Below are 20,127 nucleotides of genomic sequence, written 5' to 3'. Positions count from 1 at the left end.
CTGAGGGCGCCTCTATGTCTTAAAACCGGGCTGCTGCCTCCACCCATGACCGAAGACCAGCTCGAACGCGAAACCCTGGCCTGGCTGCAAGACGTGGGCTACACCCACGCCTACGGCCCCGATATCGCCCCCGATGGCCCCGCACCCGAGCGGAGTAATCACCGGCAGGTGCTGCTGGTGGGCCGTTTGCGCTCGGCGATTGACCGGCTGAACCCTGCTGTGCCTGCGGGTGCCAAGGAAGACGCGCTGGCCCAACTGCTGGACCTGGGCCTGCCGGTGCTGCTGGCGGCCAACCGGCAGTTCCACCGCCTGCTGGTGACCGGCGTGCCGGTGCAGTACCAACTCAACGGCGACACGCGGGGCGACTTTGTGCGGCTGGTGGACTGGGCAGACCCTGCGCAGAACGACTGGCTGGCGGTCAACCAGTTCAGCATCCGAGGGAAGAATCGTCCGCGCCGGCCGGACATCATCCTGTTCGTCAACGGCCTGCCGTTGGTGCTAATGGAGTTGAAGAACCCCGCCGACCTGAACGCCGATGTGTGGAAGGCCTACGAGCAGATCCAGACCTACAAAGAGCAGATCCCGGATGTGTTCCAGACCAATGAGATTTTGGTCATTTCCGACGGTACCGAGGCGTTGCTGGGCTCGCTGAGCGCCGACCCCGAGCGCTTTATGGCCTGGCGGACTATCGACGGCGCCACGCTGGACCCGCTGGGCGAATTCAACGAGCTACAAACCCTGGTGCGCGGCGTGCTGGCGCCGGCCTATCTGCTGGACTATCTGCGTTACTTCGTGCTGTTTGAAGACGACGGCGCGCTGGTGAAGAAGATTGCGGGCTACCACCAGTTCCACGCGGTCCGCGCCGCCATCGGGCAGGTGGTGGCCGCATCCCAGCCGGGCGGCAGCCAAAAAGGTGGCGTGGTCTGGCACACCCAGGGCAGCGGCAAGAGCATCACCATGACCTGCTTCGCCGCCCGGGTGATGCAAGAGCCCGCCATGCAGAACCCGACCATCGTGGTCATCACCGACCGCAACGACCTGGACGGCCAGCTGTTCGGCGTGTTCAGCCTGGCGCAGGACCTGTTGCGCGAGCAGCCGGTGCAGGCCCGCACCCGGCAGGAGTTGCGGGCGCTGCTGGGCAACCGGCCGTCGGGCGGCATCGTGTTTGCCACCATCCAGAAGTTCATGCCTGGGGAAGACGAAGACACCTTTCCGGTGCTGTCCGACCGGCACAACATCGTGGTGATTGCCGACGAGGCGCACCGTACGCAGTATGGTTTTGAGGCTAAATTAAAAGAACGAAAAGTGCCTCTGGCGCAGGTTCTATCTGCGCAAGAAGCTGCGAATGTTATAGCAACGGGCGATGGCGCTCGGTCTGCCCATCACGCTGCATTCGAGCCCCCGCCCTTTACCACCCAGCATTACCAGGTTGGGTATGCCCAGCACCTGCGCGACGCACTGCCGCACGCCACCTTCGTGGCCTTTACCGGCACACCGGTCAGCAGCACCGACCGCGACACGCGTGCCGTGTTCGGCGACTACATCCACGTCTATGACATGCAGCAGGCCAAGGAAGACGGCGCCACGGTGGCCATCTATTTTGAAGCCCGCCTGGCCAAGCTGCGCCTGAAAGAAGGCGAGCTGCTGCAGATAGACGACGAGGTAGACGAGCTGACCGAGGACGAAGAAGACAGCCAGCAAGCCGCCCTGAAAAGCCGTTGGGCTGCGTTGGAGAAAGTGGTAGGCGCAGAGCCGCGTGTGGCCAGCGTGGCGGCAGACCTGGTGGCGCACTTCGAAGCCCGCAACACGGCGCAGCCAGGCAAAGCCATGGTGGTGGCCATGAGCCGTGACATCTGCGTGCACCTGTACAACGAGATCGTGCGCCTGCGCCCCAGCTGGCACGATGCCGACCCCGAGAAGGGTGCCATCAAGATCGTAATGACTGGATCTGCCAGCGACCGCGCCCTGCTGCGCCCGCACATCTACAGCCCGCAAACCAAGAAGCGGCTGGAGAAACGCTTCAAAGACCCGGCCGACCCGCTGCAGATCGTCATCGTGCGCGACATGTGGCTCACCGGCTTTGACGCGCCCTGTGTACACACCCTGTACGTGGACAAACCCATGAAGGGGCACAACCTGATGCAGGCGATTGCCCGCGTCAACCGGGTGTTCAAAGACAAGCCCGGCGGCCTGGTTGTGGACTACATCGGCATCGGCAACGAGCTCAAAGCCGCCATGAAGGAATACACCCAGGCCCAAGGCCGGGGCCGCCCCACGGTGGATGCGCACGAGGCGTACAGCTTGCTGATGGAGAAGATCGACGTGCTGCGCAGCCTGCTGCACGGCTTTGACTACAGCGGCTTTTTGACCGGTGGGCATAAAACCCTGGCCGGGGCCGCCAACCATGTGCTGGGCCTGCAGACCGGGCCGACCCGCGACGGCAAGAAGCGCTTTGCCGACAACGCCGTGGCCATGGCCCGCGCCTTCACCCTGTGCTGCACGCTCGATGAGGCCAAGCTAGTACGTGAGGAAGTGGCTTTCTTGCAGGGCGTGAAGGTCATCCTGACCAAGAAGGACGCCACGGCCCAGAAGCGCAGCGACGAGGCCCGCGACCTGGCGGTACGGCAGATCATCAACCAGGCGGTGGTGTCGGATGCGGTGGTCGATATCTTCGATGCCGTGGGCCTGGACAAGCCCAACATCGGCCTGCTGGACGACGCGTTTCTGTCCCAGGTGCGCAACCTGCCCGAGCGCAACCTGGCGGTGGAGCTGCTTCAGCGCCTGCTGGAGGGCGAGGTCAAAAGCCGCTTTGCCAGCAACGTGGTGCAAGACCGCAAGTTCTCCGAAATGCTGGCGAATGTGATTACCCGCTACCAGAACCGATCCATTGAAACCGCGCAGGTGATGGAAGAGCTGGTGCAGATGGCCAAGGAGTTTCGCGCAGCGTCGTCGCGCGGCGAGACCTTGGGCCTGACGGAAGACGAGCTGCGCTTTTACGACGCCCTGGCGGCCAACGAGTCTGCAGTGCGCGAGCTGAGCGACGAAACCCTGAAGAAGATCGCCCATGAGCTGACCGAGAACCTGCGCCAGAACCTCAGCGTGGACTGGTCCGAGCGCGAGAGCGTGCGGGCCAAGCTGCGACTGATGGTGAAGCGCATTCTGCGCAAGTACAAATACCCGCCTGACTTGCAAGACAGCGCGGTGGAGCTGGTCTTGCTGCAGATGCAGAACATCGGCGAGGAATGGGCCGGGTGAACTAAAGGCGCCGACCCGCTGGCGCGCTAGGTGATTGACGGTCAACCACCCGGTTCTACGAGCCAGCGAGCTCCTGCTTAATCTGGATTTGCTCAATCAGCTTGGCGTACGCCTCGAGCAGCAGCCGCTCCACCACGCTTTTGTTGGTGACGCCGTAATAGTGGGCAATCGCGTCCAGCGCCTGCTTAGCAGGCTGTTCCAGAATCACGTTCAGACGCTGGTCTGACCCTTCTTTGAGGCGGCGCTTGCGGTAAGCCGCTTGCCGCCTGGCATTGTCTTTTTTCTTTTCTTCATTTTCCATGCGCTTTTCCGTATTCACTGCGTTACATTGTAACGCAGTGAATGGGAGAGAGAAATGTCCGAAGCTTTGGTCAATCGTTCGATATATCCGCCAGAAGTCGCCCTCCAGATCGAGGCCATGGGGTCGATGGCCGTGACCATCGCGAATCGTTGGGTGCTGGGTTGGCCGGATCGAGTTCAGGTGCTTTTGACCGCGCGCGTCTATCTTTCCAACCTGGCAGAGCAGCTGGACCAGGAGAAAGAGATGCTGGTGAACGAAGCCAATTTCCGGCACCTGGCTCCCCGCGAGGTCCTGCAGTTGTATGAAATCAACCCTGCACCACCGTTCTTGAGCGCTGCAGAGAGAGCGGTTGCCCCGCCGGCAGTGGACGAAGCCTACAAACCTGTGACTGACTTCTTCAAGGCGCACCCGTCCCGGGGACGTGCGGAGTTAAACCATATGGAAATGCGAGCGCTGGCCGGGATTGGTGCGGGCCTTTTGATGCGGCACCAGGGCGACCCAGCAGCAATCAGAAAGCTGTGTCGTTTGGCTGTGCCCATCGACTCGGCCCATTCCAACTGGAGTGCAAAAGTAATGGGAATGCTGCGAGAAGATGCTGAGCATGGCCCCTACGTCCATTCGCACCAGGAGCGATGCTGATGCTCATTTTTCTCGACACTGAATTTACGAAATTTGGGCGATCCGATCTCATCAGCTTGGCGCTGGTGGCTGAGGATGGGCGCGAGTTTTACGCCGAGCGTACAGATTTTTATCCCAAGCAATGTAGCGATTTTGTGCACCAAAACGTGCTGCCTCTGCTGGGTCGTGTGCCGGATGCGGCCTGTAGTCGTTCAGAACTGACAAACCGCGTGCGGGATTGGTTCGCGCAGTTTCCGGAACTTCCAACCGTCGTGTATGACTACGAGACCGACTTTTGGTTGCTAGCGGTGGCCATGCTGGGACGCCCCAAATTGCAGCCGCCTGGCGATTTCTGCAAGCAGCTGCTTATAGACAGTGCCGCCTTCGCGCACCCTGCGTTTGAAAAGGCCGCCGACGCGGTTTACACCGCAGCGATGCCCAGGCACCATGCCTTGGCCGATGCGCGGGCGCTGATGGACGGTTACCGTGCCTGGCGCACGGCACGGGGAGAACGATGAAGGTCGCGACCGAAGGGAAAGGGATGCCCTTGCCGGTCTGGGTGAGCGAGGCGGAGCAGCAAGTCGCCGCCGCGCTGGCCCATCCCAAAATCATCGAAGAAGATTTGCTGTTAAGTTTTGGATCGGTACAAACAGGCCGCACAGTTCGAATTGCCGCAACGCGCCCCTTGAGTTTTTTCGCTTGCACTTTGTGAAGCCGACCTAGTTAACCCACTTGTTGAGACGCTTTATTCGCCAGCGCGCGGACCAGCTCAGGGTCCATACCGGCCGCGTACGCCATTTCCACTTGTCGAACTTGAGCGCGGGTCGCGGACCTCTTTTTTCGACTGAACGACGGTTTTCTATTCACGATCAGCTTGGTCGCAATCATGGGTTCAGTCGCCGAAAAAATCTCATGTTTGTTCCGACCGGCTTTGAGTCCTACCCGGCGCAGCATTCCGTAGCCTTGAGCAATGACCTAGGTCTGCGTTTCCTTGCTGACGCATGTACCGCGCGGCCCGTTTGCTCTTTTTCGACCTTTTGGCGCTCATTTTCTCTAATTCCCGGTAGCTGGAAAACAGGCATGCAGGGGGAATTCACCCGAAGGCCTCCCCTACGCACGAGGTGTGAATTTTGGAGAGGATTTCACCCCTCTAGAAACCATCGCGATCGAAAATGGCCACGCGCTCGGTGCGAATCTCAAAATTGAAATTTTCGCGCAATTCTTTGATCAGTGTGCGGCACTGGTAGCAACCGATGCGACGCAGGTCATAGGAGGTTTCGGTCGCCGGCGCAGCACCTGAATAATCCGCTTGTGCTGGGCATTGGCGCTGGCAGACTTCGCGCTGTTGAGTGCTTTTCTAGATTCCTTGGAGGCAGTACAAGAAATTTTTCATTTCCGGGGTTGGCTTCTGGATGGCTCATTCGACACCTCCAGCACACGGCCCAGGTTGATCAATACCGCCTTGACGAAGGCATAGGCTTCATGGTGGTTTGCCGCACCGTGCATTGCCCTGGTGGCCAGATCCTGCGCCACAACCATCAGAGACTGCTTCGGGGCTGTCAGGTCACCACGTTGCCCCGAGCCGATGCCCACCACGCGGTTAACCAGCTTGTTCAGATTCATGTGCACGAAACGCTCATTCGGCGAACCAACGGCCAGGGCGTGGAATTGATCGTGCAGCTCGTGGTAGCCGGGCAGGTATTCCGTGGTGTGCACCTGGGCGGCGCGGCGGGCCTCGGCGAATGCCTTCACCAGCTTGCCTTTCAACTCCACCACGCGTGGGGTATTGCGGGACAATGCCACAAGGAAGAACGCCTGGTCCTCGTTGAGCAGAGCAACGCGTTCTTTCTGCCCGGTCTTGCCGTCGGCCGAAGGTGCGATTTGAAATAGCACCTTACCGAATGCAGCAAGGTTTGGTTGGTATTTGTCGATCAACGCCACCGTGGTTCGGTGCTGGTTGTGCATGTTGGCAGCCAGCAAGCGGCTATCGACGCGGGGCATGTCCTTGATGACCAGCGGTAGGGGTTGGATGGTGATCGCGTTCATGCTGCTACGCCCAGCAAAATGCGGAGCTCGGCCACAGGCCATGCAAGACGACCATGGATACGCATCGGGCGCAATGGACCATCTTCACGCATTGCCCACAATCTAAGCGTTTGCTGCGCTCTGCTTAAGTGGAATGCGGCCTCTGGTGTAGGTAATGCGGAGCGGGTCTCATGCTCCAGCGCAGTGGGTTTAAAAGTGATTGCGGCCATGGCGTAAACCTCTCGGTTTGTTGAACATGGTTGCATTTCGAAGTCAGGGTTTTTTAGTGCGTCAATACCCAGTCGAGACGGTCCCCCCTACCATTGGGAAAACCCTGTCCGATAGCTTGCGTCCGGGTTTGTGTCACCCGGTCAGTTCTCAGTTAACCCCTGGTCCGGTCGCGAGGGTCGTGGTTTTCAAATGTTGCGTAGACCTTTGGAAATTTGTGCTCTAGCGTTCGCCACGCTGTATCTGGTTGCAGGCGCTTTTCTTTACGGACTTTTCTAATCAATCCATTCATCACCTCAAACGGGCAAAACAAAGGTTCGATGGTGTGTCCACGTTGGCCTTGGCCAGTTCGGCGGCGCGAGTCGTGTAGCCATTTACGGCTGTTAAGGTCACTAAACCAGGCGGCTTGCATTCCCCATTTTCCAAATGCGTCTAATAATTCGGCCGGGGTTGCCAGTAGCGAATAGTCAAGCCCCACCGCAGGCGCGGGCGCTGCGGAGCTCTGTGCTGACGCGGGTATCGTCCCAACTTCCAACGTAAACCCAGCTTGCTCCAGGTAGGCTTTGGCCTCTGCAACTGGCAGTAACACACCTGGTCCCATCTGACGCGTCTCCACACGGTCTTCCGAAATCCCTCGGGTCTCGCCAGACTTAAGCCTGCCATCCAATACCCAATAATGAGTATTGAACACGTTACTACGCTTAATTTGGTCTGTTCCAACTTGGTCTACGAAGATAGCCGCAGGTCTCCAAGGCGGTGCATCTTCCGGGTTGGCCTGCTTCCATCGCTCAAAGGCACCTTTGTATGCCGGCCATTCCAACTGATCGACGCTGAGCACGTCTGGCAAGCCCTTCCATACGCGATCCAATATCGCCCAGTCCTCAAGCGCCAGCGGCTGGTCCTGCCAATGGTCCAAGCCCTGATCATTTCTTCCGAGAAGCATCTGTTTTGTCAGATCCCCCAGGCTTGAAGGCACTTCAACTACAGGTATCACTTGTTCGGCAATCCATTGCAGCAGTTTGCCTACAGAAATAACTGTCGTACCAACAGGAACCGTATATACCGACATCCGCACCCCTTCAAGGTGTCACTTCAAATAGAAGCCCCAGCAGGCGGGTGAAGGTTCCCGCTTTTCAGCCGCTAAACCTAGCTGGGGCAAAACATTAAGCTACAGCACGCAGTTTGCCCGGCTCAGCGCCGGCCACAAATGCCACCCCTGCCTGTTCAAGAATGTGCGATTCGATACAAGCCAGGAACGGGCGCAGAGCATCCACACTACGCGGGCGGTAGCCCTCGGCGGTGGCGCTTGGCTTGTGCCCCATGACCTGGGCAATAGCGCCAGCCGGCGCACCCGCGGCTTCGCCGAGCAGCGAGAACGACCGACGCAACCCGTGGATGGTCAAACTTTCAATACCAGCGCTTTGCAACGCCTTGGCATGGCTGGCGCGAGTATCGGTCAACCTACCGGACTTGCTGGCACTGGCGAAGACATACGGCCCGACCTTGGGCAGGCTGGCCAGCAGCCACGCCAGATAGTCGGTCAACGGAATCGTCCGGGTCGCATCGACCTTGTCGGCAATAGTCAGTTTGCGCCACTGAAAATCCACGTCTGCCCATTTCAACGCGGCCATTTCCTCGCGGCGCGCGCCGGTGAGCAGCATGGCACGCAGATAGGCGCTGGCTGTAACGTTGCTCAGCTGGGTCACACCCGACCACCAGCCCGGCAACTGAGCAGCCTCAAGAGCATCAGTACGGCGAGTGTTACCAGGTAGCACTTCGACAATGGCAGCAGCTTTGCCCGCATCGCGATCCACCATGGCGCGATATTCAGGCCGGGCAGAGGCCCAGCGCAGGAAACCGCGGAACATCATCAGTGCACGGGCAGCTTGGTGCTTGCCGGCCAGGGCCTCACGGTCATACCAACTTTTCAGCGCGTCCTCGTCCACCTGGGCCAGCGCCAACGCCAACAGCGGGAATAGCGGCCCCGGACGCGTTAAGCCTTTGCCTCGCTTTTTCCTTTGACCACCGGGCGAAGCCATCGCTTCAAGGTCGGCACGGTAACCAGGCTTGAATGCGTCTTTGCGCTTGGGCTTGCCCTCTGCCAGGTAACGCGGCCAAACGTCGCCCACAGTCACCGCCTGGGCAGCGGTAGCGGCTTTCGTCGCGGCCAGGTCTGCCAACTGTTGGCGCTCCACCTCGCGGGGGTCTGTACCTCCGTCCAACGTGACGCGCAATCGGTTCGCCTCGGTACGGGCAGCCTCAATGCTCCAGGCGCGCACGTCGCCAATGGTGCGGCGGATGGTCTGTCGGTTCAGCTTGGCCTCGAACACAAACGATTTGGCGCCCGCTGCCGTAACGCGCACACGCAAGCCGGGGGACTTGGCATCACGTAGGAACGCCTGGGCTTTGTCAGCCGGGCAGGTCAGCCGCTCGATTAACCCAGCCGTAAGCTCATGCGCATCTCGCAGATCGACTACTGCGTCCTTCTTTGGTCTTGCCATCACTTGCCCCTTTGTCGATCCATGTAGCCACCATGTAGCCACCATGTAGCCACCATGTAGCCACTTTTGCACTATTTTGACGAATATCGATCAACACCTAGACTGTTAATTTGACCAGTTAAAAGTCTATAAGCTGTTGATTTATATTGATTGTAGCAACATCAATCAACAAGGGAGAATATGCGTATCCCATCATTCGTAATGAGAAGGTCGGGTGTTCGATTCATCTCTCCGGCACCACATACCAAGAAGCCCGTTACCCCAAAAGTAGCGGGCTTTTTCATGCCAAAAATCATGCCCCCAAGCCAGTTCAGCAAGAATTTCCCGGACAAGGCTATAATCGTGGGCTTTACTGAATTTGGCTGGTGCTTTCGGGCGCCAATTGGGCTCGGTAAATTACTTTTACCGCCACCGCTTAGGTGGCGAGGTGCGGCGATTCGCCGTTAATTGGCCGGGGTAGCTTTCACGCCACCACGGCTCTGATTGGAGTGTCCTCATGGCACGCGTATGTGAAGTCACGGGCAAAGGCCCAATGGTTGGGAACAATGTCTCCCACGCCAACAACAAAACCAAACGTCGGTTCCTGCCGAACCTGCAATACCGCCGCTTCTGGGTCGAAACAGAAAACCGTTGGATCCGCTTGCGCATCTCCAACGCCGGTCTGCGTTTGATCGACAAAAATGGCATCGACTCTGTGCTCGCCGATTTGCGCGCACGTGGCCAAGCATAAGGAGCTGAATCATGGCAACCAAAGGCGGACGCGAAAAAATCAAGCTGGAATCCACAGCAGGTACGGGGCACTTCTACACCACGACCAAAAACAAGAAAACCATGCCCGAGAAAATGTTGATCAGCAAGTTTGATCCCAAAGCTCGCAAGCATGTGGACTACAAGGAAATCAAGCTGAAGTAATTCAGCCTGGTCTTCCAGTCGCACGAAAAAACCCGCTCTTACCCGGCGGGTTTTTTTATGGCCCGCAGATTTGGCGCCACCGGGGGCAGGGAAAACCCATAGCGCCTAAAATCAGATTGTGACCTCCATACTCAACGCCGACCTCCATTGCCACTCGGTCGTCTCCGACGGCACCTTGACGCCCGAACAACTCGCCGCCCGCGCCAGCGCCAACGGAGTCGAGCTCTGGGCTTTGACCGACCACGACGAAGTGGGTGGCCAGCAACGCGCTGCCGCCGCCGCCAAGGCCCACGGCATGAAGTACCTGACCGGCGCCGAGATTTCCGTCACTTTTGCCGGTGAAACCGTGCACATTGTTGGCCTGGGCTTTGACGCCAGCAGCCCGTTGATGCAGCAAGGCCTGGAAGCCACGCGCGGCGGCCGTGGCGCGCGGGCCATGGAAATGGCCGCCGGCCTGGCAACGGTGGGCATTCGCGATGCCTATGAAGGCGCACTCAAATTTGTAGGCAACCCCGCGTTGATTTCGCGCACCCATTTCGCCCGCTTTTTGGTGGAGTCCGGTGTCTGCAAAGACACCTACGAGGTGTTTCGCAAATACCTGACCGAAGGCAAACCCGGCTACGTGCCGCACCGCTGGGCTACCCTCAAGGATGCGGTCGGCTGGATCACCCAGACGGGTGGCCTGGCAGTGATCGCCCACCCGGGCCGTTATAAATTTTCCGCCAACGAAGAGTACGCGCTGTTCAGCGAATTCAAGGCCCATGGCGGCACAGGGGTCGAAGTCGTCACCGGCAGCCATACCGTAGCCGAATACGTGGAATACGCCGACATGGCGCGGGAATTCGGCCTGGCCGCATCGCGCGGCAGCGACTTCCACAGCCCGGATGAGAGCCATACCGACCTGGGCACCCTGCCCTACCTGCCGGGCGATCTGACGCCGGTATGGGAGTTGCTCGCGGACCGCATCCAGTGAGCCGCCCGGCATCTGCACTGGCCGGCATTGCGCTGGTCACAGTGGCGGTCGCGTGCTTTGCCACCTTGGATACCACCACCAAATGGACCAGCGCCAGCGTGCCCTTGCTGATGGCGCTGTGGGTACGCTATCTCTTCCAGGCCTCGGTCACCACCGCGGCCATGCTGCCGCTGCGCGGTATGGCGCTGCTGCGCACCGCGCACCCCAGGTTCCAATGCCTGCGTGGCGTGCTGCTGCTGACCAGCAGTCTGCTGTCGTTCCTGAGCCTGAAGCACATGCCGGTAGGCGAATTCACCGCCATCGTGATGATCACCCCACTGGTGATCACCCTGGTGGCAGCCCTCCTGGGCGACCGCGTATCGGCCCTGCGCTGGATGCTGGTCGTGGGCGGCTTTGTGGGTACGCTGATCATCATCCGCCCCGGTGGCGATACCTTCCGCTGGGCCACCCTGCTGCCGCTGGGCCTGGTAGCCACCAATGCCTGGTTCCAGGTGCTGACCAGCCGTCTCGCCAAAACCGAAGACCCGTTCACCATGCACTTCTACACCGGCTGGATCGGCACCGTGGTGGCGTCCATCGCGGTACCGTTCTTCTGGGTTCCCATCCACGATTGGCGCCTATGGGGCGGCATGCTGCTGATGGGTTTGATGGCCACGGTGGGCCACTTCCTGCTGATCCTGGCCTATGCCCGCACCCCGGCTGCCACCCTGACCCCGTTTTTGTACGGGCAGATCGGCTTTGCCATGCTCGGCGGCTGGCTGGTGTTTTCCCATGTGCCCGACCAATGGGCGACCCTGGGCATACTGCTGGTAGCGGTCTGCGGCGCTGCCGGCGCCTGGCTGACCGTGCGGGAAAGCCGCATTTCTGTCCAACCGGCTGAATCCTGATAATCGACCCATGGCACAGTACTTCGAAATCCACCCCGACAATCCCCAGGCCCGCCTGCTCAAACAAACCGTGGCCCTGCTGGGGCAAGGCAAGCTGGTGGCGGTGCCGACCGACTCCAGCTATGCCTTGGTCTGCCATCTGGACGACAAGGCCGCGGCCGATCTGCTGCGCCGCACCCGGGGAGTGGACGACAAGCACCACCTGACCCTGCTGTGCCGCGACCTCAGCGAGCTGGCCAACTACGCCCGGGTCGACAACAAGCAGTACCGCCTGCTCAAGGCCGCCACGCCTGGCCCCTACACCTTCATTCTGGAAGCCAGCAAGGAAGTGCCACGCCGCCTGAGCCACCCCTCGCGCAAAACCATAGGCCTGCGCGTGCCCGACCACAAAACCCTGCAAGCCCTGCTGGAGATGCATGGCGCGCCCCTGCTGGCGACCACCCTGATTCCTCCGGGTGAAACCGATCCGCTGAACGACGCCGAAGCCATACGCGAACGCTTCGAACACCAGATCGCCGCCGTGCTGGATGCCGGTGCCTGCCCCCTGGAGCCCACCACCGTCATCGACCTGACCGACATGGGCACCGGCGGCGACCCGGTGCTGGTGCGCCAGGGCCGGGGCGACCTGGCTGCTATTGGCCTCTAAACCCTAAGCCCTGAGACATACGCTCCGTGGATATCCAATACCTGATCCAAACCGTCCTCATCTACGCCCTGCCCGTGCTGTTTGCCATCACGGTGCACGAGGCCGCTCATGGGTACATCGCCCACCATTTTGGCGACAACACCGCCTACCGCATGGGGCGCATCACCCTGAACCCGGTCAAGCACATCGACCCGGTGGGCACGATTCTGATGCCGCTGCTGCTGTACTTCGCCACCTCCGGCGCCTTCCTGTTCGGCTATGCCAAGCCGGTGCCAGTCAACTTCGGCAACCTGCGCAATCCCAAGCGCGACATGGTCTGGGTGGCCTTGGCCGGCCCGGGCGCCAATCTGATCCAGGCCTTTTTGTGGGGCGTGCTGCTGTATCTGCTGGTCGGTGCGGGCATCACCGAGCCATTTTTCCTCAGGATGTGCAAGGCCGGCATGCTGGTCAATGTGGTGATGTTCGCCTTCAACCTGTTCCCGCTGCCGCCGCTGGACGGTGGCCGCATTCTGGTCGGCCTGCTGCCCTACCGCCAGGCCGCCCTGGTGTCACGCATCGAACCCTGGGGTTTCTTCATCGTGATGGCCCTGGTGATTTCGGGCATCGTCAGCAGCCTGTGGCTGCAGCCGGTGATGGGCCTGACTTTCGGCCTGCTGGATATCCTGCTCAGCCCCCTGACCTTCTTGATCCGTTGATTAATTGTTTATGACTTCCTCACGTGTTTTAACTGGCATCACCACCTCGGGCACGCCCCACCTGGGCAATTACGTGGGCTCCATCCGCCCTTCGGTACGCGCCAGCCTGGCGCCGGGGGTGGAGAGCTTCTACTTCCTGGCCGACTACCACGCGCTGATCAAGATCGACGACCCGGCACGCATCCAGCGCTCGACGCTGGAGATCGCCGCCAGCTGGCTGGCCGCCGGGCTGGACCCGAACCGCGTGGCCTTCTACCGCCAGTCCGACATCCCGGAAATCCCCGAGCTGACCTGGCTGCTGACCTGCATGAGCGCCAAGGGCATGCTGAACCGTGCCCATGCCTACAAGGCCTCGGTCGACAAGAACCTGGCCGCGCAAGCCGACCCGGATGCCGACATCAGCGCCGGCCTGTTCATGTACCCGGTGCTGATGGCGGCTGACATCGTGATGTTCAACGCCCACAAGGTACCCGTGGGCCGCGACCAGATCCAGCACATCGAGATGGCGCGCGACATCGCCCAGCGCTTCAACCATGTGTATGGCGAACATTTCGTGCTGCCCGAGGCGCTGATTGAAGAATCCGTGGCCACCCTGCCCGGCCTGGACGGCCGTAAGATGAGCAAGAGCTACGACAACACGATTCCGCTGTTCACCCCGCGGGCCGAGTTGCGCAAGCTGATTGCCGGCATCCTCACCGATTCGCGCGCACCCGGCGAGCCCAAGGACACCGAGGGCTCGGCCCTGTTCCAGATCTACCAGGCCTTCGCCAGCGAAGCAGAGACCACCAGCCTGCGCCAGGCCTACGCCGACGGCATTGCCTGGGGCGACGCCAAGCAGGTGTTGTTCGAGCGCATAGACCGCGAGATCGCGCCCATGCGCCAGGCCTACCAGTCCTACATGGACAACCCTGGCCAGGTGGAAGACATCTTGCTGGCCGGTGCCGCCAAGGCCCGCCAGACCGCCACCCCGTTCATCGCCAAGCTGCGCCACGCGGTGGGCCTGCGCGACCTGCGGGCCCAGGCGGTGCAAAAGTCGGCCAAGGTGGCCAAAGCGGCACTGCCCAGCTTCAAGCAGTACCGCGAAGCCGACGGCAAGTTCCACTTCAAGCTGGTCGATGCGCACGGCCACCTGCTCTTGCTCAGCGCCGGCTTCGAGGCGCCCAAGGACGCCGGCCGGGCGATTGCCCAGCTGCAAGCCGAAGGCCTGGCCGCCCTGGGTAGCCTGCAGCCTGCCGAGGGCGTGGGCCTGGATGAAGTCACCCAGGCGCTGGAAGCCCTGAAGAACGCTCAGTAAGTGCCGGGGTAGGCGCCGCCATCGACCAGTACGTTCTGGCCGGTGATGTAACCGGCCTGGGCGCTGCACAGGAACGCGCAGACCGCGCCAAACTCTTCCGGCGTGCCAAAGCGCTGGGCCGGAATCGTCTTGCGCCGGGCGTCGGCGACCGCGTCCACGCTGCTGCCGGTTTTGGCCGCCGCGCCCTGCATATTGCCGCGCAGGCGGTCGGTGTCGAACGCGCCCGGCAGCAGGTTGTTGATGGTCACGCCCTGGCCGGCCAACGGGCTGCGCGCCACGCCGGCCACAAAGCCCGTCAGGCCGCTGCGCGCGCCATTGCTCAGGCCCAGCACGTCGATCGGCGCCTTCACCGCGCTGCTGGTGATGTTGACGATGCGGCCAAAGCCACGCGCCGCCATGCCGTCCACCGTGGCCTTGATCAGTTCGATCGGCGTCAGCATGTTGGCGTCCACCGCTTTCAGCCAGGCTTCGCGGTCCCAGCTGCGGAAGTCGCCGGTGGGCGGGCCGCCCGCGTTGGTGACGACGATATCGAAATCCTGGCGGATCGCGAACACCGCCGCCCGGCCTTCGGGCGTGGTGATATCTGCAGCACAAAAAAGCACGCTAGCGCTGCTAGTACCTTCGTTGTCAGCTACCAATTTCGCAGCAGCCGTGGCCAAGACTTCGGCACCGCGGGCGACGATCAGCACGTTCACCCCCTCGCGCACCAGCGCCTGTGCGCAGCCCCAGCCCAGGCCTTTGCTGGCCCCACACACCAAGGCCCAACGGCCAGAAATTCCCAAGTCCATGATTACTCCTTTGATCAACGCCCACTGCGGGTAAATACATAAATCCCGGACACCACCAGCACGGTGCCGGCGGCCACCCAGGCGGTGAACGGCTCGCCCAAAATCAGCACACCCATCAGGATAGTGGACATCGGGCCCACCATGCCGATCTGGGCCGCCAGGCCAGCGCCCAGGCGTTCGATAGCCATCATCACCATCAGCACCGGGGCGGCAGTACAGGCGGTAGCGTTCAGCACCGACAGCCAGATGACTTCAGGCGCCACCTGGGCGGCCGACATGGGCCGTAGCAGCACGAATTGCAGCAGGCACAGCACGCAGGCCACGGTGGTCGCCAGGCCGACCAGGCGCAGGGAGCCCAGGCGCTGCACCATCTGCCCGCTGTATACCAGGTAGATCGCATAGCTGACGGCACTGCCGAACACCAGCAAGGCGCCCAGGCCAGCGTTCGCGCCCTGCAGGTTGATCTCGTGGCCAAACACCAGCACCACGCCGCAGTAGCAGACCGCCATGCCCAGCACCTGGACACGGGTGATGGGCTTGCGGTACAGCAGCCAGCCCATCACCACCACCAGGGTCGGGTTCAGGTACAGGATCAGGCGCTCCAGGGATGCACTGATGTAACCCAGCCCGGCAAAGTCCAGAAAGCTCGCCAGGTAGTAGCCGGTGAAGCCCAGGCCCAGCACGCCCCACCAGTCCTTGGCGGTCAGCGCCGCTTTGCCGCGGCTGGACCACCAGGCCATGACGGCGAAGATGGGCAGCGCAAACAGCATACGGTACATGATGAGGGTGACGGCATCAACGCCGTAGCGGTAGGCCAGCTTGACGATGATGGCCTTGCCGCTGAAGGCGATCGAGCCCACGAGTGCGAGCAGCAGGCCGCCCGCTATGTTTTTTGTAGCCACTGGTGCAGATAGGATGTGCGTTGGAAGCCTATTCTAGGTTGATCGCCGATTCCCGAGCATCGTGTTTGGCGCATCCCGCCGTCGCCAAAAAAAACGGCACCCGAAGGTGCCGTCTTGCGAGAGCAGGAAAAGCTTTAGTCTTCCACGAAGGCTTCTTCGCGCTTGCTCTTCACCGAAGGCAGCAGCACGATGATGACCATCAGGGCCGCCACCGCCAACAGGCTGGCAGACAGGCCACGGGTTACAAACACGCTCCAGTCGCCGCGCGACAACAGCAGGGCGCGGCGCAGGTTTTCTTCCATCATCGGGCCGAGGATCAGGCCCAGCAGCAAGGGGGCCGGTTCGCAACCCAGCTTGTTGAACAGGTAGCCGATGAAGCCGAAGCCCGCCACCAGCCAGATGTCGAAGGTGTTGTTGTTAGTGGAGTACACGCCAATCGCACAGAACAGCACGATGGACGGGAACAGGAAGCGGTAAGGCACCGACAGCAGCTTGATCCACATGCCGATCAGCGGCAGGTTCAGAATCACCAGCATCAGGTTGCCGATCCACATGGAGGCAATCAGGCCCCAGAACAGCTCGGGGTTGCTGGTCATCACCTGGGGACCAGGCTGGATATTGTGGATGGTCATCGCACCCACCATCAGCGCCATCACCGCATTGGGTGGAATACCCAGCGTCAGCAGCGGAATGAAAGAGGTTTGCGCACCCGCATTGTTGGCCGACTCAGGGCCTGCCACACCGCGGATATTGCCCTTGCCGAAAGCGATTTCGCCGGGTTTCATCTTCATCTTCTTTTCCAGCGCATAGCTGGCGAAAGAAGCCAACAGCGCACCGCCGCCAGGCAAGATGCCCAGGGCCGAGCCCAGTGTGGTACCGCGCAGCATGGCCGGCAGCATGTCCTTGAAATCCTGCTTGGTCGGGAACATGCCGCTGATCTTGGCGGTGAACACCTCGCGGTCGTCCTCTGGCTGGGCCAGGTTGCTGATGATTTCGCCGTAGCCGAACACACCCATGGCGATGGCCACGAAGCCCAGGCCGTCGGTCAGCTCGGGGATATCGAAGCTGAAACGCGCCACACCCGAGTTCACGTCGGTACCCACCAGGCCGATCAACAGACCCAGCAGAATCATGGCCACAGCCTTGAGCAGGGAGCCCGAGGCCAGCACCACGGCGCCAATCAGGCCCAGAATCATCAGCGAGAAGTATTCGGCCGGGCCGAACTTGAAGGCGATTTCGGTCAGCGGCGGTGCAAAGGCCGCCAGAATCAGCGTACCCACCGAACCGGCGAAGAACGAGCCTATACCCGCAGCCGCCAACGCCGGCCCCGCCCGCCCCTGCCGGGCCATCTGGTAGCCGTCAATCGCAGTCACCACCGAGGACGACTCCCCTGGCAGGTTGACCAGAATAGCGGTGGTGGAGCCACCGTATTGCGCGCCGTAGTAGATACCGGCCAGCATGATCAGCGCCGACACGGGTGGCAGCGCATAGGTGGCGGGCAACAGCATGGCGATGGTGGCCACCGGGCCAATGCCGGGCAGCACGCCGATCAGCGTGCCCAAGATACAGCCGATCAACGCGTACAGCAGGTTGATCGGGGTGAACGCGACGCCGAAGCCCAGCGCCAAATTACTTAGCAAATCCATGGGAATCCCTTAACCGGTAATGAATGTGGGCCAGACCTGGATCTGCAGCTTCAACAGCAAGATAAAGGCGAGGTAGCTGCCGATGGCGAGCACGGTGGCCAGAATCAACACGTCGCGCAAGACGAACTTCTCGCCGGCCTTGGCCGAGATCAGGGTCAGCGCATAGATGGCGATGATCAAGCCCATGGCGGGCAAGCCGATGCTGGGCAAGCCGCCCAGCAGCACCCCGAAGGCCAGATTGGCGCCCAGGATGAAGAACAGCGGGCGCCAGGCCCACTTGCCGATCTTGTCACCGCCTTCGGTCTCGGTGACCAGCGCCTTGAAGGTGATGATCGCGCCCAGAATCGCCATCACCACACCCAGTACCAGAGGGAAATACCCTGGCCCCATCCGGGCGCCGCTGCCCACGGTGTAGGTGGTAGCGCCCCAAGCGAACGCCACACCCACGCCCATGAACATCAGTCCGGAGAAAAAATCCTTCTGACTTTTGATTAACACGTACGGATCTCCCAAAAATAACCAACCAGCGACAAAAATATCAGTGGGGCGATTATGGTTGGAAGCTCTTGCGCGACTGGCACGGGTTCACCCTAGGAAAAGAGTGAGGGATTCCACGTACGGACCGCCGCTTGCCCCTGGGTTACCAAGGGCAACTGTTCACTCCAGCGGCGGGGTGGTGGACAGCACTTCGTCCAGCGTGGTCAGGCCTTCGGCCACCCGCAAAGCACCGGCCAGGCGCAGCGGGCGCATGCCATCGGCCACGGCCTGGCGGCGCAATTCGTCGATGCTCGGGCTCTGGTTCACCTTCTTCTTGAAAGCCTCGGACACGGTGAGCAGCTCGTACACGCCCATGCGGCCCAGAAAGCCGGTCATGCGGCAGTCCACACAGCCCACCGGCTTGTACGGCGTGTAGCTGGCGCTGATCTTCCAGGGCTTGATGGCCTCGCCCAGGGTTTCGCGGGCCAGGGCCTCGTCGGGCGCGCGGCACTGCTTGCACAGGGTCCGCACCAGGCGCTGGGCCAGCACGCCGAGCACGGTGGCGTTCAGCAGATAGGCAGGCACCCCCAGCTCCATCATCCGCGTCAGCGCCGAGGGTGCGTCGTTGGTGTGCAGGGTGGAGAACACCAGGTGCCCGGTCAGCGCCGCCTGGATCGCCATCTCGGCAGTGGCCAGGTCGCGGATTTCGCCGACCATGATGATGTCCGGGTCCTGCCGCATCAGCGCGCGCAGGCCTTCGGTGAAGCCGAAGTCGAGCTGCGGCTGCACCTGGGTCTGGTTGAAGCTGGGCTCGATCATTTCGATCGGGTCCTCCACCGTGCTGACGTTGACCTCTTCGGTGGCCACGCGCTTCAGCGTCGAGTACAGCGTGGTGGTCTTGCCCGAACCGGTCGGCCCGGTCACCAGGATGATGCCGTGCGGCCGTTTCACCAGCGCCTCCCAGCGCTGCGCATCGTGCGGGGTGAAGCCCAGCGCGTCCAGGTCTTTCACGGCGGTGTCGGGGTCGAAGATCCGCATCACCATCTTCTCGCCGAAGGCGGTGGGCAAGGTGGACAAACGCATTTCCACCTCGTCGCCGCGCGGATTGCGGGTCTTGATGCGACCGTCCAGTGGGCGGCGCTTTTCCACCACGTCCATGCGGCCCAACAGCTTGATGCGCGCCACCATGGCGTTCATCACGCCCATGGGCATCTGGTAGACCGGGTGCAGCACACCGTCGATGCGGAAGCGGATCACGCCCTGCTCGCGCCGCGGCTCCAGGTGGATGTCGCTGGCGCGCTGGTTGAAGGCGTACTGCCACAGCCAATCCACCACCTGCACCACGCCCTGGTCATTTGCGTCCAGCTGCTTGTTGGTGCGGCCCAGCTCGACCAGTTGCTCGAAGCTGCCGGCGCCGATATTGCCGCCGGCCTTTTGCACCGCCTTGACCGACTTGGCCAAGGCATAGAACTCGGCGGTGAAGCGGTGGATCTCCAGCGGGCTGGCCACGACACGGCGCACGCTGCGGCGCGACTGGCGCTCCACCTCGCCCATCCAGTCGGTCAGGAAGGGCTCGCTGGTCGCCACCACCACCTCGGAGCTGGTGACCTGCACCGGCAGTACCTTGTGGCGCTCGGCGTAGACGGCGCTCATGGTGTCGGCCACCTTGCCGACCTCGACCTTCAGCGGGTCGATGCGCAAATACGCCAGGCCGGCGCGGCCCGCCAGCCACTGGGTCAGCATCTCGATGTCCAGCGGCTTGCCGTCGCTGGCGCGCTGCATGGCCACGCTAGCCAGGCGCACCAGGGCCGGCTGGGCGCTCTCGGCCTGGGAGCAGCGGGCGATGGTGCGCTGCTGCTCGGCGGCGGCGATCACACCGTCCTCGGCCAGCCATTCGACCAGCAAACGCCAGTGGACCGGGCCCTGGTAGGCCGTCTTGGCCAGCGCGGGTGTGGCAACTTTCATGGCGGGCGCCCTTC

The 20,127-nt window shown here is 61.7% G+C and carries 20 protein-coding genes; 11 read left to right on the top strand and 9 right to left on the bottom strand.

Annotated features, from left to right (window positions below; all coding sequences use genetic code 11):
- Window positions 1-45: 45 nt before the first annotated feature.
- Window positions 46-3,255 carry a type I restriction endonuclease subunit R gene (locus J2X19_RS00385; protein WP_310369631.1) on the top strand — a complete coding sequence of 1,070 codons (3,210 nt, stop codon included), beginning with the start codon at window positions 46-48 and terminating at the stop codon, window positions 3,253-3,255.
- A 55-nt stretch (window positions 3,256-3,310) separates the two neighbouring features.
- Here J2X19_RS00385 and J2X19_RS00380 read toward each other — a convergent pair whose 3' ends face one another.
- A complete protein-coding gene (locus J2X19_RS00380) occupies window positions 3,311-3,556 on the bottom strand; it encodes a hypothetical protein (protein WP_310369629.1) in 246 nt (81 codons plus the stop codon).
- A 54-nt stretch (window positions 3,557-3,610) separates the two neighbouring features.
- On the opposite strand from J2X19_RS00380, the gene J2X19_RS00375 reads away from it, so the two are divergent.
- The 3 genes from J2X19_RS00375 to J2X19_RS00365 are packed head-to-tail and all read left to right on the top strand — an operon-like array spanning window position 3,611 to window position 4,886.
- On the top strand, window positions 3,611-4,195 hold the full coding sequence (locus tag J2X19_RS00375; protein WP_310369627.1) for a hypothetical protein: 585 nt from the start codon (window positions 3,611-3,613) through the stop codon (window positions 4,193-4,195).
- Complete coding sequence (locus J2X19_RS00370; RefSeq protein WP_310369625.1) at window positions 4,195-4,692, top strand: 3'-5' exonuclease family protein; 498 nt, start codon at window positions 4,195-4,197, stop codon at window positions 4,690-4,692. The genes J2X19_RS00375 and J2X19_RS00370 overlap by 1 nt, the downstream gene beginning before the upstream one ends.
- Window positions 4,689-4,886 (top strand): hypothetical protein, encoded by a 198-nt coding sequence (locus tag J2X19_RS00365; RefSeq protein ID WP_310369623.1) that lies wholly within the window; start codon window positions 4,689-4,691, stop codon window positions 4,884-4,886. Before J2X19_RS00370 ends, J2X19_RS00365 begins: the two co-directional genes overlap by 4 nt.
- A 677-nt stretch (window positions 4,887-5,563) precedes the next feature.
- Here J2X19_RS00365 and J2X19_RS00360 read toward each other — a convergent pair.
- The 3 genes from J2X19_RS00360 to J2X19_RS00350 form a co-directional block, all read right to left on the bottom strand.
- On the bottom strand, window positions 5,564-6,220 hold the full coding sequence (locus J2X19_RS00360) for a Rha family transcriptional regulator (protein ID WP_310369621.1): 657 nt from the start codon (window positions 6,218-6,220) through the stop codon (window positions 5,564-5,566).
- Between the two features lie 361 nt (window positions 6,221-6,581).
- Window positions 6,582-7,496 carry a hypothetical protein gene (locus tag J2X19_RS00355; RefSeq protein ID WP_310369619.1) on the bottom strand — a complete coding sequence of 305 codons (915 nt, stop codon included), beginning with the start codon at window positions 7,494-7,496 and terminating at the stop codon, window positions 6,582-6,584.
- Window positions 7,497-7,590: 94 nt separating this feature from the next.
- The gene (locus J2X19_RS00350) at window positions 7,591-8,928 is read right to left on the bottom strand and encodes an integrase family protein (protein ID WP_310369616.1); all 1,338 of its coding nucleotides are present in this window, start codon (window positions 8,926-8,928) and stop codon (window positions 7,591-7,593) included.
- Between the two features lie 496 nt (window positions 8,929-9,424).
- Between J2X19_RS00350 and rpmB the strand changes: the two genes are divergently transcribed.
- From rpmB to J2X19_RS00315, 7 genes are all read left to right on the top strand, one after another.
- Window positions 9,425-9,658, top strand: a complete 234-nt coding sequence (rpmB, locus tag J2X19_RS00345; RefSeq protein ID WP_077560348.1) for a 50S ribosomal protein L28 — start codon at window positions 9,425-9,427, stop codon at window positions 9,656-9,658.
- A gap of 11 nt (window positions 9,659-9,669) precedes the next feature.
- Window positions 9,670-9,840 (top strand): 50S ribosomal protein L33, encoded by a 171-nt coding sequence (gene rpmG, locus J2X19_RS00340; protein WP_076198758.1) that lies wholly within the window; start codon window positions 9,670-9,672, stop codon window positions 9,838-9,840.
- A 118-nt stretch (window positions 9,841-9,958) separates the two neighbouring features.
- Window positions 9,959-10,813 (top strand): 3',5'-nucleoside bisphosphate phosphatase, encoded by an 855-nt coding sequence (locus J2X19_RS00335; protein WP_310369608.1) that lies wholly within the window; start codon window positions 9,959-9,961, stop codon window positions 10,811-10,813.
- Window positions 10,783-11,700, top strand: a complete 918-nt coding sequence (locus tag J2X19_RS00330; RefSeq protein WP_310369606.1) for a DMT family transporter — start codon at window positions 10,783-10,785, stop codon at window positions 11,698-11,700. Before J2X19_RS00335 ends, J2X19_RS00330 begins: the two co-directional genes overlap by 31 nt.
- 10 nt (window positions 11,701-11,710) lie before the next feature.
- Window positions 11,711-12,346 carry an L-threonylcarbamoyladenylate synthase gene (locus tag J2X19_RS00325; protein ID WP_092758241.1) on the top strand — a complete coding sequence of 212 codons (636 nt, stop codon included), beginning with the start codon at window positions 11,711-11,713 and terminating at the stop codon, window positions 12,344-12,346.
- Between the two features lie 26 nt (window positions 12,347-12,372).
- Entirely contained in the window at window positions 12,373-13,041 is a 669-nt protein-coding gene (locus tag J2X19_RS00320; RefSeq protein ID WP_310369604.1) for a site-2 protease family protein, read from the top strand.
- A 10-nt stretch (window positions 13,042-13,051) separates the two neighbouring features.
- A complete protein-coding gene (locus tag J2X19_RS00315) occupies window positions 13,052-14,335 on the top strand; it encodes a tryptophan--tRNA ligase (RefSeq protein WP_310369601.1) in 1,284 nt (427 codons plus the stop codon).
- On the opposite strand, the gene J2X19_RS00310 is transcribed toward J2X19_RS00315, so the two are convergent.
- The 5 genes from J2X19_RS00310 to tfpB all read right to left on the bottom strand — a co-directional run bounded on the left by J2X19_RS00310 (window position 14,329) and on the right by tfpB (window position 20,113).
- Window positions 14,329-15,123, bottom strand: a complete 795-nt coding sequence (locus tag J2X19_RS00310) for an SDR family oxidoreductase (RefSeq protein WP_310369599.1) — start codon at window positions 15,121-15,123, stop codon at window positions 14,329-14,331. The genes J2X19_RS00315 and J2X19_RS00310 overlap by 7 nt on opposite strands.
- Window positions 15,124-15,137: 14 nt before the next feature.
- On the bottom strand, window positions 15,138-16,025 hold the full coding sequence (locus tag J2X19_RS00305; RefSeq protein ID WP_310369597.1) for a DMT family transporter: 888 nt from the start codon (window positions 16,023-16,025) through the stop codon (window positions 15,138-15,140).
- Between the two features lie 134 nt (window positions 16,026-16,159).
- A complete protein-coding gene (locus J2X19_RS00300) occupies window positions 16,160-17,671 on the bottom strand; it encodes a tripartite tricarboxylate transporter permease (protein ID WP_092758246.1) in 1,512 nt (503 codons plus the stop codon).
- A 9-nt stretch (window positions 17,672-17,680) separates the two neighbouring features.
- A complete protein-coding gene (locus J2X19_RS00295) occupies window positions 17,681-18,169 on the bottom strand; it encodes a tripartite tricarboxylate transporter TctB family protein (protein WP_310369594.1) in 489 nt (162 codons plus the stop codon).
- A 159-nt stretch (window positions 18,170-18,328) separates the two neighbouring features.
- Window positions 18,329-20,113 carry a type IV pilus assembly ATPase TfpB gene (gene tfpB / locus J2X19_RS00290; RefSeq protein ID WP_310369592.1) on the bottom strand — a complete coding sequence of 595 codons (1,785 nt, stop codon included), beginning with the start codon at window positions 20,111-20,113 and terminating at the stop codon, window positions 18,329-18,331.
- Window positions 20,114-20,127 lie beyond the last annotated feature (14 nt).

The organism is Rhodoferax ferrireducens, assembly GCF_031458075.1.
GTDB lineage: Bacteria > Pseudomonadota > Gammaproteobacteria > Burkholderiales > Burkholderiaceae_C > Rhodoferax_B > Rhodoferax_B ferrireducens_A.
The sequence above is the reverse complement of the archived record's forward strand: the minus strand, read 5'-3'. Positions and strand labels throughout refer to the sequence as shown.

What these genes read in the sequence shown, in the direction of transcription:
- J2X19_RS00380 (WP_310369629.1), bottom strand. Translation starts at nt 3,556, where the DNA reads ATGGAAAATGAAGAAAAGAAAAAAGACAATGCCAGGCGGCAAGCGGCT.
- J2X19_RS00370 (WP_310369625.1), top strand. Translation starts at nt 4,195, where the DNA reads ATGCTCATTTTTCTCGACACTGAATTTACGAAATTTGGGCGATCCGAT.
- rpmG (WP_076198758.1), top strand. Translation starts at nt 9,670, where the DNA reads ATGGCAACCAAAGGCGGACGCGAAAAAATCAAGCTGGAATCCACAGCA.
- J2X19_RS00310 (WP_310369599.1), bottom strand. Translation starts at nt 15,123, where the DNA reads ATGGACTTGGGAATTTCTGGCCGTTGGGCCTTGGTGTGTGGGGCCAGC.
- J2X19_RS00300 (WP_092758246.1), bottom strand. Translation starts at nt 17,671, where the DNA reads ATGGATTTGCTAAGTAATTTGGCGCTGGGCTTCGGCGTCGCGTTCACC.
- rpmB (WP_077560348.1), top strand. Translation starts at nt 9,425, where the DNA reads ATGGCACGCGTATGTGAAGTCACGGGCAAAGGCCCAATGGTTGGGAAC.
- J2X19_RS00325 (WP_092758241.1), top strand. Translation starts at nt 11,711, where the DNA reads ATGGCACAGTACTTCGAAATCCACCCCGACAATCCCCAGGCCCGCCTG.
- tfpB (WP_310369592.1), bottom strand. Translation starts at nt 20,113, where the DNA reads ATGAAAGTTGCCACACCCGCGCTGGCCAAGACGGCCTACCAGGGCCCG.
- J2X19_RS00330 (WP_310369606.1), top strand. Translation starts at nt 10,783, where the DNA reads ATGGGAGTTGCTCGCGGACCGCATCCAGTGAGCCGCCCGGCATCTGCA.
- J2X19_RS00365 (WP_310369623.1), top strand. Translation starts at nt 4,689, where the DNA reads ATGAAGGTCGCGACCGAAGGGAAAGGGATGCCCTTGCCGGTCTGGGTG.
- J2X19_RS00350 (WP_310369616.1), bottom strand. Translation starts at nt 8,928, where the DNA reads ATGGCAAGACCAAAGAAGGACGCAGTAGTCGATCTGCGAGATGCGCAT.
- J2X19_RS00355 (WP_310369619.1), bottom strand. Translation starts at nt 7,496, where the DNA reads ATGTCGGTATATACGGTTCCTGTTGGTACGACAGTTATTTCTGTAGGC.
- J2X19_RS00360 (WP_310369621.1), bottom strand. Translation starts at nt 6,220, where the DNA reads ATGAACGCGATCACCATCCAACCCCTACCGCTGGTCATCAAGGACATG.
- J2X19_RS00315 (WP_310369601.1), top strand. Translation starts at nt 13,052, where the DNA reads ATGACTTCCTCACGTGTTTTAACTGGCATCACCACCTCGGGCACGCCC.
- J2X19_RS00385 (WP_310369631.1), top strand. Translation starts at nt 46, where the DNA reads ATGACCGAAGACCAGCTCGAACGCGAAACCCTGGCCTGGCTGCAAGAC.
- J2X19_RS00375 (WP_310369627.1), top strand. Translation starts at nt 3,611, where the DNA reads ATGTCCGAAGCTTTGGTCAATCGTTCGATATATCCGCCAGAAGTCGCC.